Annotated in this window: 14 protein-coding genes and 1 pseudogene; 3 read left to right on the top strand and 12 right to left on the bottom strand. The window is 35.9% G+C overall.

Annotated features, from left to right (window positions below):
• Positions 1 to 5: 5 nt before the first annotated feature.
• The 11 genes from KO116_RS07865 to KO116_RS07830 all read right to left on the bottom strand — a co-directional run bounded on the left by KO116_RS07865 (position 6) and on the right by KO116_RS07830 (position 9,390).
• Positions 6 to 659 carry an acyl-homoserine-lactone synthase gene (locus KO116_RS07865; RefSeq protein WP_035556703.1) on the bottom strand — a complete coding sequence of 218 codons (654 nt, stop codon included), beginning with the start codon at positions 657 to 659 and terminating at the stop codon, positions 6 to 8.
• Between the two features lie 67 nt (positions 660 to 726).
• Entirely contained in the window at positions 727 to 2,037 is a 1,311-nt protein-coding gene (locus KO116_RS07860; protein ID WP_035556696.1) for a nucleotide sugar dehydrogenase, read from the bottom strand.
• 18 nt (positions 2,038 to 2,055) lie between these two features.
• Complete coding sequence (locus KO116_RS24585; RefSeq protein WP_082072567.1) at positions 2,056 to 2,868, bottom strand: alpha/beta hydrolase; 813 nt, start codon at positions 2,866 to 2,868, stop codon at positions 2,056 to 2,058.
• A complete protein-coding gene (locus KO116_RS07855) occupies positions 2,858 to 4,654 on the bottom strand; it encodes a glycosyltransferase (protein WP_144408574.1) in 1,797 nt (598 codons plus the stop codon). Before KO116_RS07855 ends, KO116_RS24585 begins: the two co-directional genes overlap by 11 nt.
• Before the next feature lie 11 nt (positions 4,655 to 4,665).
• Positions 4,666 to 4,884: a hypothetical protein gene (locus KO116_RS24115; RefSeq protein ID WP_052703746.1), complete on the bottom strand. Its 219-nt coding sequence runs from the start codon at positions 4,882 to 4,884 to the stop codon at positions 4,666 to 4,668.
• A complete protein-coding gene (locus KO116_RS26065; RefSeq protein WP_268762332.1) occupies positions 4,884 to 5,153 on the bottom strand; it encodes an aminotransferase class I/II-fold pyridoxal phosphate-dependent enzyme in 270 nt (89 codons plus the stop codon). The genes KO116_RS24115 and KO116_RS26065 overlap by 1 nt, the downstream gene beginning before the upstream one ends.
• Positions 5,154 to 5,190: 37 nt before the next feature.
• Positions 5,191 to 5,979 carry an aminotransferase class I/II-fold pyridoxal phosphate-dependent enzyme gene (locus KO116_RS07850; protein ID WP_035556694.1) on the bottom strand — a complete coding sequence of 263 codons (789 nt, stop codon included), beginning with the start codon at positions 5,977 to 5,979 and terminating at the stop codon, positions 5,191 to 5,193.
• Between the two features lie 10 nt (positions 5,980 to 5,989).
• Positions 5,990 to 6,622, bottom strand: coding sequence for a LysE family translocator (locus KO116_RS07845; RefSeq protein WP_035556691.1), 633 nt, complete (start codon positions 6,620 to 6,622; stop codon positions 5,990 to 5,992).
• A gap of 6 nt (positions 6,623 to 6,628) precedes the next feature.
• Complete coding sequence (locus KO116_RS07840; protein WP_035556688.1) at positions 6,629 to 7,744, bottom strand: alpha-hydroxy acid oxidase; 1,116 nt, start codon at positions 7,742 to 7,744, stop codon at positions 6,629 to 6,631.
• The gene (locus tag KO116_RS07835; protein ID WP_035556685.1) at positions 7,744 to 8,217 is read right to left on the bottom strand and encodes a hypothetical protein; all 474 of its coding nucleotides are present in this window, start codon (positions 8,215 to 8,217) and stop codon (positions 7,744 to 7,746) included. Before KO116_RS07835 ends, KO116_RS07840 begins: the two co-directional genes overlap by 1 nt.
• Before the next feature lie 15 nt (positions 8,218 to 8,232).
• Positions 8,233 to 9,390 (bottom strand): serine/threonine protein kinase, encoded by a 1,158-nt coding sequence (locus tag KO116_RS07830; RefSeq protein ID WP_235272528.1) that lies wholly within the window; start codon positions 9,388 to 9,390, stop codon positions 8,233 to 8,235.
• 172 nt (positions 9,391 to 9,562) lie between these two features.
• Between KO116_RS07830 and KO116_RS24580 the strand changes: the two are divergent.
• The 3 genes and pseudogenes from KO116_RS24580 to KO116_RS07815 all read left to right on the top strand — a co-directional run.
• Positions 9,563 to 10,281, top strand: a pseudogene (locus tag KO116_RS24580) (IS5 family transposase); the annotation flags it as partial.
• A 119-nt stretch (positions 10,282 to 10,400) separates the two neighbouring features.
• Complete coding sequence (locus tag KO116_RS07820; RefSeq protein ID WP_052703745.1) at positions 10,401 to 11,081, top strand: MFS transporter; 681 nt, start codon at positions 10,401 to 10,403, stop codon at positions 11,079 to 11,081.
• A gap of 202 nt (positions 11,082 to 11,283) precedes the next feature.
• Positions 11,284 to 11,541: an ATP-binding domain-containing protein gene (locus tag KO116_RS07815; RefSeq protein WP_035556680.1), complete on the top strand. Its 258-nt coding sequence runs from the start codon at positions 11,284 to 11,286 to the stop codon at positions 11,539 to 11,541.
• A 136-nt stretch (positions 11,542 to 11,677) separates the two neighbouring features.
• On the opposite strand, the gene KO116_RS07810 is transcribed toward KO116_RS07815, so the two are convergent.
• The gene (locus KO116_RS07810; protein ID WP_035556677.1) at positions 11,678 to 12,829 is read right to left on the bottom strand and encodes a DUF3883 domain-containing protein; all 1,152 of its coding nucleotides are present in this window, start codon (positions 12,827 to 12,829) and stop codon (positions 11,678 to 11,680) included.
• Between the last annotated feature and the right edge of the window lie 84 nt (positions 12,830 to 12,913).

The following is a 12,913-nucleotide window of genomic DNA, read 5'->3' as shown; positions in this document are numbered from 1 at the left end:
GCTCATTACTGATTACAACCTAAATTATTGAGTGCTTTTTTTATAATTTCATCTAATATCGCATCATTACAGTCAAGAATACCATAATAAATAATATCATTATTTGAACCATAGCTTTCACTTAGCACTGTTAATTCCCAGCCTGCTCTTTTAAGCACCCTGGCCATCAAGACATCCACTACCACTTCAAAATAAGACACATTGTTTTTAACGCCAAATATAATCATGCCAATAAACAGGCTGAGCGTATAATGGCTTAAACCATGAATTTTTTTAACATCATCTGAATATCCTTTTTTTACAATAAAAAATCTAGAAGCTTCCCACATATTATCATCATATATATCATTACTTTTAACCATATCTTTAAGATATTTAAAGGGACCTGAAAGTAAGGTTGGTGATGAGCTTTTTCGTAGCCTGACACTCCCTATTAAACTATTTTCCCAATAATAGATATAGTAGGCATCCTTATCATCATACATATCCATTTCTTTATATCCACCGACATAGCTATCCATATTCCATTTTTTGTCATCGATAAATATCCTTTTTCGTGCCATAAGTATTTCTTCAAAGACCTCGCTTTCAATATAAGTATAATTTTTCTCATATATATCTGCTTTAAGGGTCTGGAAAATTGGAATTGAATATTTCACTATGAGCTCCCATCATTTTAATTTATAAAAATAGAGAAATTTATGTGCAACAATATGATCATAGCTACTAAATACTCACTATTTTTAAATTACTTCCACTATACACACCACGAGTATCAATAATTAATTTAGCCCTTTCTAAAATCAATTCATAATCGAAAATATCATGATCGCAAACAATAACTACAGCACTATAATTAACTAGGCATTGATAGTCTAAAGAAATACCTTTTAGCCTTGTGTAAGGGTGAATGGACAAATCAACCTCATCAACATAGGGATCACAATAATCTATGCAGAGGCCATATTTCATTAAAAGTGTTAAAATTTTAAGTGAAGGAGACTCTCTTACATCAGATACATTTTTTTTATATGCCATGCCTAATAACAATATCTTTGTGTCATTTAGGACTTCCCCCCTTATATTTAACGAGTGAATTATTTTATTTACTATCCACGTTGGCATTCTATCATTTACATCACAAGCAGCATCTACTATACGAGAAGTACAATCAAACTCTTTTGACTTCCAAATAAGATAAAATGGGTCGACAGGAATGCAATGTCCCCCTAAACCAGGTCCAGGTTTAAATGCAACAAAACCAAAAGGCTTTGTAGCTGCTGCTTTTATTACTTCATGAATATCAATATCCATGAAATCAGCAAGTATCTTCATTTCGTTCACTAATCCAATATTTACAGATCTATATACATTCTCTAATAATTTAGCCATTTCTGCAGTCTTTGGAGAGCTAACAGTAATAACTTTTTCAATTACTGTTTCATATAACGCCACGCCTACTTCAAGGCAGTTTAGAGTAACTCCACTGCACAGTTTTGGAATTGTAGAAGTTGAAAATTGTAAATTACCAGGATCTTCTCTTTCAGGGCTATAACATAAGAAAAAATCCTCTCCAATTTTGAAACCCTTCATCTCTAGTTTTGTTTGGATCAATTCTTCAGTAGTACCAGGATATGAAGTGCTCTCCAGCACTATAAGCTGACCGGCTTTCAAGTAAGGCAGTATGGTATTAACGACTTCAACAATGTAAGAAGTATCGGGATTTTTATTTTTATCTATTGGTGTAGGTACACATAATATCAATACATCTAAAGAATGTGTCAATTCAAAATCGCAAGTAGCAAAAAAATTTTTATTTTTAGCATCTAAAAACTTTTCGTTTTCTATATTTGAAAGATAACTTACTCCTTCGTTAATTTTCATAATACGTTCTGGATTGACATCAAACCCAATTACTCCATACCCTCTTTTTAAGAAAGTAAAGGATAGTGGTATTCCTACATAGCCTAAGCCAAAAACCCCAATATAAGCATTTTTTAATTCTATTTTTTTCATCAAATTCATCAAAAGAGACATATAAACCTCGACTTAAAATTAATTATCAACAATCCATCTAGCACAATCGTCTGCCCAATAAAGACATTCATGCTGAGCAAGTCCTAAAGCATGTCCCCCTTTTTGATAAATATGTAACTCATATGGTATGCTTTTTTTAAATAATTCCCTTGCATATAATATTGTATTATCCACAGTAACCTCTTCATCTCTAGATGTATGCCATAAAAAACTTCTCGGGTTATTTTCATTTATATAATTTATTGGACTAAATGCTTCTTGATATTCATATAAATCTCTATAATCACCTAAAAAATTTTTTCTGGTTTCAATGTGAGCAATAGGGTTGAGAAGGGATAAAACACCATAGCAAAGCACGCAAAAGTTTGGTTTGATATCTAAATTGGTGTATTGATCAACACCATGCTGTTTTAAAATATCATTACCAGCCCCTGTACTCATTATTCCGGCTAAATGAGCACCTGCAGAGGTTCCTATTAAACCAATTTTTTGGGGATCAATTTTAAACTCTTTACTTTTTGAGCTAACGTAATTGTAAGCGCTATAGCCATCTACACATATTGATTTAAAATCATAGCCCTTGCTTCCAAGTCTAAATTTTAAGACAAATACTGTAAAACCTTTACTAGCAAACCAAACTCCGTACTCCTTACCTGATTTTTCTGATAAAAAAGAATATGCACCTCCAGGAAAAGCGAGTATTGAATAGCCATTGCGTATTTTTTTTTCTGGAAAATAGATATCAATATAAACTCCTTCATCCACAGTACAGTCAATACTTTTAGAAAAAGGAACTATTTCTGTGTAAATATTAATTTTCTCAGTGTTCATTTTCACTACCTCTGCTTGTAAAAATATCTACAACTTGTCCTCTATCCTGGTCTATGACGTATTCTTCACTTCGCCATGCTTCTGCAGGGTCTATAGCTATTTTTCCTTTTAATAATGCACATTCAATGTCACCAACATCCTCAAGCAGCCATTTATAGGCGTCCGAATCAACTCCAGAAAATTTAAAATATTCACCGAGTACTTTCTTATAAAAAAACATAATATGATCAAATGACATCTCTATCATTTTTTCAGCTATTTTTTCGGCTTTTTCTTCCCTTGCCTCATGTTCTGAGGAGATAATTTCTTTTTGACAAGAATGATTCAATATATTTTTTTTGATTTCATTGAGGTTTTTTAAACCAAGGAGGGGTAAGAAAACTAATTTCTCTATCTCTTCGCTTATAGACTGACTTGATAATATTGAAAAAAGAATTGAGTTTTTTAAAACCCAACGCAAAGGAAATAAAATACGCTCAGGAAAAGCTGTTTCTTTATAAAAATTGTCATCATATTTTTTAACTTCTTCTTCAATTTTAGTTTGAATACGTGTCATATGAAGATATAAACCACTAGCTCTTTCTAAGCTGCTAGAACGCGCATCACCATAAAATATATTTTGATTTTTATTGAAGTTACGTATCATTTTTGCAAGTCGATCTATCTCAGTTTCAGAATATTCTTCTGCATTAGCTAAAACAATCCTGCATCCAACAGCTTTATGTATACGTCCTGATTGATAGTCAGTTCCAGTAACAATTTTTAATCCAGGTCGTGATAATTGATGTTGCCCACCTATAGAAAAACTCCAGCACCTAAAAGTTTTTAATGCATCGCTTGTATCAGGTAATATTGCTTCTTCAGGAAAAGAAAACATTGTGTAAAGAGAACGTAAAAAAATATCATGGCCTACTAACGTATGCCATTTCCATTTTTCGTTTCTTTCAATATAATTATTGTTTAGATAGACAAGCGAGCGATCATCTCCTGAAACCGTAGATTGTTCCAAAAGAAGCTGCCCATCTATATACAGTTTAGCTTTATTACCTTCTTTATCTATAAGCACTATATAAGATAATTTTTCATTAGTATGAACTGCAAAATCATCACGAGAAAAAATCGTATTAAAATATTTGATTCTATTTGATAACTTTAATTCTTCATAAGCTAAAGATCCGCAAAGAGGGAAATCAACCTTAATGAAAAGGCTTTGATCTAAATTTGAAAAATCTTCGCTTAGAGGCACGTAGTTGTTGAAGAATCTTACTGTACTTGTTATTTTGTATATAAGAAAAGGCATAACCCCATCTATATCGATGTTACTTTTAAGCTGAAAATCAATTTCTTTTAACACTCCTTCAGTATAAACAGTGTCACCATCGGTTACTGCTATTGAGCAATGTTGCAAACGACTCCAGTCATTATCAAGCTTGCACATATTGTATATGGTAGAGATGCAAGCATCTACGCCATATCGAGCAGCATTACCACCCCCAGGCATAAACTGATTCACATAATAAATTCTTGCATCTGTAACTGTTTCATTTATAACTGACTTAACTATTTCATCCGAACCGTCAGTGGAATTATTATCAACTGCTACGACAACGAGTCTTTCCATTTCATATTTTTGATTAAGAATCGATTTTAATGTTGCTCTAATATGAGGAGACTCGTCCATAAACTTTATTACTACAAATGTATCTCTTTTCTCATTTGTTAAAGCTTTGTAGTCATTTAGCGTTATTACTTGGTCATTTCCATAGTAACCAACTCTATTTTCCAAATGCCTCTCAACTATTTTTTTTGTAACCGTACATAGTCGATATTGGCATTATTGCTTTGATCATTATAGTCACTCCTCTTTTTAAGCACCTGCTGAGCAAGCTCAACTTGTTTTATATCAATGTCATTTACTTCAGAGGTAAACATCAAACTCAGTGAATCGCTTTCAATTATCTCTGAGGGTGATCTCTCTCTGTTCTTAAGACATGAAGCTAAGTATTGATTAATCATTATATATTCACCTTTTTAATCGCTAAACAAATTTCTTTACAAGCATACTCTAACTGTGACGGGGGGTAGAAAGTAAACCCTAACCTTAAACAATTAGAAAAATTCTTATTCAATGAGAATTGACTACCATTAATAATATCTACTGATTTTTCTATTAGATTTTCTCTTATTTTATCTATACTAATTTCGCTGTCTATCTCTAACCAAGCAAAGAAGCCTCCTGTTGGTGGGTAGAATTTTACATGTATAGGTAAATTTTTTGAAAACACATCGATTAACCTTTCTCTTCGTTCATCATAAGAATAATTAAGTTTTTTTGCATATTGAATCAACCTTCCCTGTTTCCAACATATTTGATAGAATTAAAGACATTAATGGTGATACACCTCCACCACTAATCAATACACCGCATTTAACTAAGTCAGAGATATTTTGGACACTCGTATTTATCCAACCTAATCTGAAGCCAGGGCCCAATATCTTAGAAAATGAACCAATTGAGAAAATACGTTGTTCATGGCCGGTATACATACTTTGAGGTTGTGGATCTCCAACAAACCGGTATACCTCATCTGAAGCCACATAAAAATCAAATTTATCTGCCAGCATTTTTAATTTATTTATTGTTTTTTTATTTGCTGTTATACCTGTAGGGTTATGATTAAAAGGGATAGTATAAACTAAGTCAACTTTTCTTTTTTTACATATTTCTTCTATCTCATCAACATCTATACCGCCATTATTTAAGCCTACAGTTATAATATTCAAATCCCAGTCTTTGAATATTTCTAGTGCAAAAAAATACGTTGGATCTTCTATAATTATAGTCCCACCTTTTGGAACCATCATTTTCAATATAAGTTCTAGCGCATGTGAAGCTCCATTGGTAATCAGAATATCTTTATAGAGCACTTCCATTTTTGCTTTAATTGTCAACCATTTAGCTATTTCAACTCTTAAGAGATACAACCCTTCTTCTGGTGCATATTGAAATGCCTCATTATTTGAATGATTTATTACTTTCAATGCGGAACATTTAACTTCTTCCGAAGAAAATAAGCAATTTTCTGTCTGTCCTATTCCTAAATCAATCATTTATACGCTCCTAACTAAGCAAACCAAAAAACAAACCGATAATAATAAGTAAAAAACCACTAATAAAACCTATTTTTTTACTGATTTCATCGCTAATTCCTTTAGATCTTATTTTTTCGGCCACAACTATATAAACCATAAAAGCCATCAATCCTGCTAGCATGCCAAGTATATATAACACTATTATTTGAAACACTAATCCATTTTCTTTATTTATAAACTGTGGAAGTATAGCTATGTAAACTAACAAAGCTTTTGGGTTAGATATATTTATAATAAAACCTTTAATATATGCATCAGAAGGTTTTATTTTCTGAATTTCATTATTGTGATTATGGGTTTTTATATTTGATAATTTTATTGAATTTTTTATATCTTTAATACCAAGCCATATTAAGTACAAAGCTCCCAAATATTTTATTGCCATGAAAACCATTGCATTATTTACTATCAAGAGTCCCAATCCCGCAGCAGATAGACCAAAATATACTGTTTCAGCTGTCAATATTCCTGCAGTAGTAAATAAACCCAAACACCTTCCACTTGTTAATACTACTACTAAAACTAATAAAGTTGCTGGGCCTGGTATAATGTAAGCAGTGAAGTCGGCCACAAAATATAACAACAGCTTTTCTATTTCCATGCTAAATCAACCTTTAAATATGAAATCAAACAAATTACTTTCATCATTATAACCAGCTAGCATAAGAGTATCTTTATATTCGTCAATAAATATGTCTAATATATTTTTAACCCCTCTTTCGCCCATTGAAGCAAGTCCATAAATTGCTGGTCGTCCAATAAATACCATTTGTGCGCCTAAACATTTTGCTTTAAATATATCTTCGCCTCTTCGTATACCTCCATCAATCATTACTGGTATTTTTAAAGATTCAGATATTTCTTTTACTACATCAATTGGTGATATACAGCTGTCTAATTGTCTACCACCATGATTTGAAACTATTATTGCATCTACACCAATACTCTCACAGTCGATAGCCTCTTCTTTATCCATTATTCCTTTTACTATAAGATTGTAGGGCCAAATATCTCTTAATTTTTTTAAATCTACCATATCAAAATCGGCATTCATGCTTCTATTAAGCAGTTTTGCTTGTAGTGAAGAATTTTTAGTATCAATATAGTCTTCGATATTAACTAATTTTGGCCTTGGTTTGAAAATATGATTTTTAACATAGCTGGGTTTGCACAGAATTTCGTAAATATTTTTGTGCGATAACTTAAAAGGCAGCTTAAAACCATTATATAAATCTCTTTCTCTCTTCCCAGAAATAGGTACATCTACTGTAATCACTAAGTTTTTACATCCAATACTTACCAGTCTTTCTAATAAATTTTTAGTTATTTTTTCATTCATGGCATACAGTTGAAACCATAAATATTTTTCTTCAGTTATTTTAATAACATCTTCTATTCTATTATTTGATGCTGTAGATAGAATAAATGGGATTTCTTTTATTTTAGCGGATTTTGCTAAAATAATATCAGCATTAGGGTAAAAAACACCTGCCAAACCAATTGGCGACAATCCTAAAGGCACTTGATACTCAGCACCTAACAGGGATACGACTTTATTATTATTTTTTACATTTAAATTTTTTGGTTTTAATTTAATCTTTTTTATACTCAAAATATTATTACCGACACATATTTCATCGCATGCTCCACCTTCTAAATAATCAAAAACAAATTTAGGTAATTTCTTCTGCGCACTCCTACGATAGTGTTCGATATTGTGCATTAATCAACTCCTTTATGTACAACCCCATTAACGAATAAATATTGACTTCCTGATGCACTAATTATTCCTGTTGCATGTACTTCAGGTATCAGTGAAGTGAACAGTGCTGTGATCCATCTACTTCCAATCTTTTCAATATCTAAATCGCTATTTAATATTTTATCTGTGCATTCGGGTATTGGAGCGGCGACATAACAACTATTTAATAGAATATCCATATTAGAAGTTAAAATATGAAATCCATCATGAAGAGCATCTTTAGAACCGCACGTCCATTTGAGCATCGCTTCTGTTTTAAATTTTCCAATATTATATTTTTTAGCTATAGGCAATTGATACACAGGCAAACCATTTATATGGTCGGTTATTATTAACCCCACCCCATAAAAATCGTTCTTATTCTCAACCCTTATATTACTCATCAAAGTAGAAAGTTTTTCAAAGACTGTTTTATCTTTATCACAATTTATCATAATTAGCCTTTTTTATTAAAACCTACCATGTCGGTTTGGAAAATAATCTTCCATTTCTCCTTCTCTTTCTATATCCACTGTTGCACAATGCAACCCACCACCAAAAGGTGCAACATCCCAAAATGGAACTGGCACAACATTAAATCCAAGTTTATCTAATTGCTCAATCTGCATTTTTTCAGACTCCTCGACTACTATAGTATTTTGATCGATACTAAGTAGATTCATCGATAGCCAGGGTGAGCAAAAACTCATTCGTGGTAACGTTTTATAAGTTTTGCTTGGTTTTTCAGCCTTTATAATTTGCCAATCATTTTTTTCGAAATATCTAATTAATTCTGGATCCGCTGTTCGTTCACCGCAATGTAGCACCATACCTGGCTTTAAAGGAACGAATGTTGCATCTATATGTTGTGGGTAATAATTATCAAATGTCACTGCATGGACTCTGTGATCTTTAAAGTGATTTTTAATCCATTTATAGCCCAACTTATTTGTTACAAGCGAAAGTTGAACAAATAAATCTTTTCCTAATCTTGAGATATCCGCAGCATCAAATAGTGGTTCTTCATCAGTTAAAATAAGATCATTTTCTCTAACCTTTATTAATTTTTCTTCATTACTTAATTTTTCATATTTTTCCCAAAAATTTTTATTAAACGATTCATCAGACAGCCTAGGTTTAGGAGCGGCCTCCCATTTCATTTTAGAGTCATTTTTGAAATAATTAATTATCAATGGTCTATAACATAAATATTCATGCCACCTGCTACGTTGGGACATGGTTGCCTCTAGAATCTCATTTCCAACTACAGCTAAAACATCTCGTGGAGGCATACATCCAAACATTGATTTCTGATTCCAATCAGGTGTACTAACTTCTTGTGCGAAGTCAAAATCTGAAGGCCTGTCAACTTTAACTCCTTTTTTTTCTAAAATTTTAACCAAGTTATCTAACTGTTCGTCTGCTGCATCAACTAATTCATCAGGAACCAATCCATAAGACCCTTTTGGAAAACCTTCATTAGGCCAATCCCTTATTACAGCTGGTTCAGGTGCTTGAACCATTGTACCTTTTGCACGACCAACCATTACTCTTTTAAGAGGATCCCACTCATTCCAGCTATTAACTTTTATTTTTTCAGCATCTGAATCTATAATTCCTGTTTTCACTATTCGACTCCTTTTAACAACGATTAATTTTTTAATAGGTAAGTTACTTTAAAAAATTAGTTCAATTCCTTTCTTCCAACCACCTGTACTTTAGGGCAGGTGCGACGTCACCCCCTTAGAGCTCCTTTCAAAACCCTTGAAATAGCTCGTCTACATACCTAGCTTAGCTACTATGGCTAAGAAGATTGTACCTAATGAGCTCTGGGAAATTGTCGAGCCGCTCTTGCCACCTGAACCACCTAAGCCTGATGGTGGCAGGCCACGTGTTTCCAACCGTGCCGCCTTGACCGGCATCCTGTTTGTGCTTAAGTCAGGTATCCCTTGGGAGATGTTACCTCAAGAAATGGGATGCGGCTCCGGCGTCACTTGCTGGCGACGGCTGCGTGACTGGCATGAAGCCGGTGTCTGGGAAAAGCTTCATCAGACGTTGCTGGAACACCTGCAAGAAGCTGAACAACTAGACTGGGATCGTGCCTGTATGGATAGTGCCTCCATTAAGGCAAAAAAGGGGGATCAGCCATCGGCCCAAACCCGACAGACCGTGGGCGACCCGGGACTAAACGGCACCTACTGACGGATCGAAAGGGAACACCGCTGGCGGTCGTTCTGTCGGGGGCCAATATGCATGACAGCGTTCCCCTATCAGTCCTGTTAGACGCGGTAACCCCCGTCGCAGGTCGTCTTGGTCGCCCTCGCCAGCGACCACGTAAGCTTCACGCCGACAAGGCATACGACTTTGCTCGCTGTCGCCGTGCCTGCAGTAGACGCCATATCCAGGCGCGCATAGCCAGACGCGGTGTGGAAGACACTCAGCGACTGGGAAGCCATCGCTGGGTGGTTGAAAGAACCTTCGCTTGGCTGGAACAGATGCATCGACTCGCAACACGATATGAGCGGCGTACTGATATCCACTATGCGTTCACTTTGCTGGGTTGCTCACTGATTTGCTTTAAACGGCTCATTAGACAGTTTTGAAAGGAGCTCTTATTGCTATTCTTGGATTGGTCTCAATGGTGGGCTTGGCACTAAAGCTCCCGGCACTTCCCGCCTCCGAAGCCTCTATCCTAAGGGAAAAACTTGCCATCCTTAAAGACATTAAAGTCACTTTGATTTTGACAGTTTCCCTATTGGCGGCGGTATCTGGCCTTGAGCTTTACACCTATATCGCGCCCATCATGGCTAATGAAAGCTTTGGTGGTATTTCAAATATCACTCCCTGGCTGTGGGTATGGGGGATCGGCGGCGTAGTGGGCAGTTTCCTTATTGGCCCAATAGCAGATCGAGTTAGCGGACCAAAACTCGTTACCATCATCATGCTTATGCTGACCGTCTCCCTAGCAGCCCTACCCTTCACCGCAGGTATTAATGCCTGGCTGGCAATGGTGCCGATTGCTATATGGGGAGCTGTGGGTTGGGCGCTACAAGTGCCACAGAACAATCAGTTGATATCCGCACGTGAAGGAATTGGCGGTGGCAATGTAGCCGTAGCACTCAATGAATCAGCACTTTACCTGGGCAGCGCGATTGGTGCCGCTGCTGGTGGCCTGATCTTCGCCTTCCAGTTGGAAGGGTGGGCACTGCCTTTTGCTGCTGCATCCGTGGCGGCGCTTGGATTACTGCTGCAGTTGATAGCACTGAAATCAGATGGCATCTTCAGCGTAAACAAGCCTGCAGGCTGCAGTTCTTCCTGACTAACATATCGATATATTTAGGCCTCGCTGCTCACTAGTTAAATAAAGGTACGAGGCCTTTCTGCTGGCGACATCATCCAAAACTACTACGACCTGAAACTGATGAACGGCGATATCGGCATTACCCTTATCGTGCCCGACTCACACAACCTGCAACAAAAGCTGTTAAGAGAGGCCTTTCCTACCAGCTACTGCAAAACCTATGCTGGGTGCAGCCTTCCCGCCTGCACGCGGTGGAAACCGTGTTTGCGATGACAGTACACAAATCACAAGGCTTGGAGGTCCTACAGAAAGATCTACTGCTACCGCCGACGCTGAACCACATCCTGCCCGTGAGCTGGTGTACACCGGCATCACCCGCGCCAGCGAATGGCTCACAGTGGTGGAAGGCATTCGCTGGGTGTTGGATGAGGCTGTGGTAAGGGAGGTGATGAGGGTTAGTGGGGTTGAGGTTAATTGAAACCGACACCAGTGGCTTTGTCGGTGTCGGATTTCGGCCAAAAGAAGTCTTTCGGGTGGCACTGATATAACGCTTACAGCAAGCATGGCGGTGGAAGGGAGCCGGAACCGCAATGGAATAGCCATCGCAGTAACTGTTAGGGATTAATATTTATCTTATTCATATCAAATCGCACTATATAAGCACATGGTGTAGTTTCACTTTCTAAATAGAATTCTTTAGCACGTATCGCCAGCACATCAAAAGGCTCACCATTTTTATCAAAGAATACTAGGTAAAAATAGTAATCATCAGAAATTTTCTCGGTAATTGAGATTGTCCGCTCATTCTCTGAAAGGTAAAAACGGTAACAGTCTTCTTTTCTATCTCTACCTACAGACTTAACCTCAATGTATCTTTTATGACCAGGGGAGTGGTAAGAAAGATAATCATAACCATAGGAAGGAATATCGCGTTTATCTTCTATCTTATTGACCAAATCTGTGTAGCCAAGACCAATCAAACGATTCTTTTCCCAGTCAATTGCGAATTTCTCACTTGCTTTTCCTATAGCATCACGATTCGCAGAAATTTCTTCAAAATTTACTTTTCGCCTCACTTTTTTTCGTGGAGGTTTGATAGCATTATGCAGGATATCAATCAAATCGCCTCGAATAAACTTTGCATACAGAAACGACATAAACTTAGGATTACTCCAATCCTTTGAAAAATTATTTTTAAGCTTTTCCTTGAGCAATAAGTGCTGATACTCACTTATAAATTTTTTTTCTGGAATATTCATTTCCATAGCTATTTTCTTAATATGTTCAGAACTGCATATATTTAAATAAGAACCCGGGAAGTAAAGACTTAATATCTTGGCCTTAAACATTTGAGAAAGAGGATTATTATCTATCTCTCTAAAATTCAGAGATTTTCCTGCTTCTATCAAATTTAATAGAGAATATTTTACTGCATTAAACGCTTCGTTTTTATTCTTCCCAAATTTCATAGTATATCGATACTGCATCTTTGGATCAGATTTCTTTTTACCATAATAAATTCCAAATTTATTAGCCGTCGCACCCTGTATACTTGCCCAAGCCTTAGTTTTTACCTCGACACATGCGCAAAACGAAGCAGTACCCTTTCCGATCACATATTCTTCAATTGAAAGACTTTTTAGTTTTTGAATTGGGTAGGCTTGCAGGAAATTTCCCCGAGCAGCAACTGCCCTATCTTCATAGGATGTGTCAAAATTTTTTGAGAAGGTTTGTAGTTCAGACTTCAATATGGGTTTTCGTGACATATAAATCCTTAATGAGTGTTTAATAGTAATTTTTTTATTCACTAACAGTGCCAACACTCAGCATTGTGGTTTTGCCGAAACCAC

It is taken from the genome of Halomonas sp. KO116 (assembly GCF_000734975.2).
In the GTDB taxonomy this organism is placed as follows: domain Bacteria; phylum Pseudomonadota; class Gammaproteobacteria; order Pseudomonadales; family Halomonadaceae; genus Vreelandella; species Vreelandella glaciei.
The sequence above is the reverse complement of the archived record's forward strand: the minus strand, read 5'-3'. Positions and strand labels throughout refer to the sequence as shown.

Excerpts from the sequence above, each read along its gene's own strand:
- KO116_RS07860 (WP_035556696.1), bottom strand. The coding sequence starts at position 2,037 with ATGTCTCTTTTGATGAATTTGATGAAAAAAATAGAATTAAAAAATGCT.
- KO116_RS24585 (WP_082072567.1), bottom strand. The coding sequence starts at position 2,868 with ATGAACACTGAGAAAATTAATATTTACACAGAAATAGTTCCTTTTTCT.
- KO116_RS24115 (WP_052703746.1), bottom strand. The coding sequence starts at position 4,884 with ATGATTAATCAATACTTAGCTTCATGTCTTAAGAACAGAGAGAGATCA.
- KO116_RS07850 (WP_035556694.1), bottom strand. The coding sequence starts at position 5,979 with ATGATTGATTTAGGAATAGGACAGACAGAAAATTGCTTATTTTCTTCG.
- KO116_RS07845 (WP_035556691.1), bottom strand. The coding sequence starts at position 6,622 with ATGGAAATAGAAAAGCTGTTGTTATATTTTGTGGCCGACTTCACTGCT.
- KO116_RS07840 (WP_035556688.1), bottom strand. The coding sequence starts at position 7,744 with ATGCACAATATCGAACACTATCGTAGGAGTGCGCAGAAGAAATTACCT.
- KO116_RS07835 (WP_035556685.1), bottom strand. The coding sequence starts at position 8,217 with ATGATAAATTGTGATAAAGATAAAACAGTCTTTGAAAAACTTTCTACT.
- KO116_RS07820 (WP_052703745.1), top strand. The coding sequence starts at position 10,401 with ATGGTGGGCTTGGCACTAAAGCTCCCGGCACTTCCCGCCTCCGAAGCC.
- KO116_RS07815 (WP_035556680.1), top strand. The coding sequence starts at position 11,284 with ATGCTGGGTGCAGCCTTCCCGCCTGCACGCGGTGGAAACCGTGTTTGC.
- KO116_RS07810 (WP_035556677.1), bottom strand. The coding sequence starts at position 12,829 with ATGTCACGAAAACCCATATTGAAGTCTGAACTACAAACCTTCTCAAAA.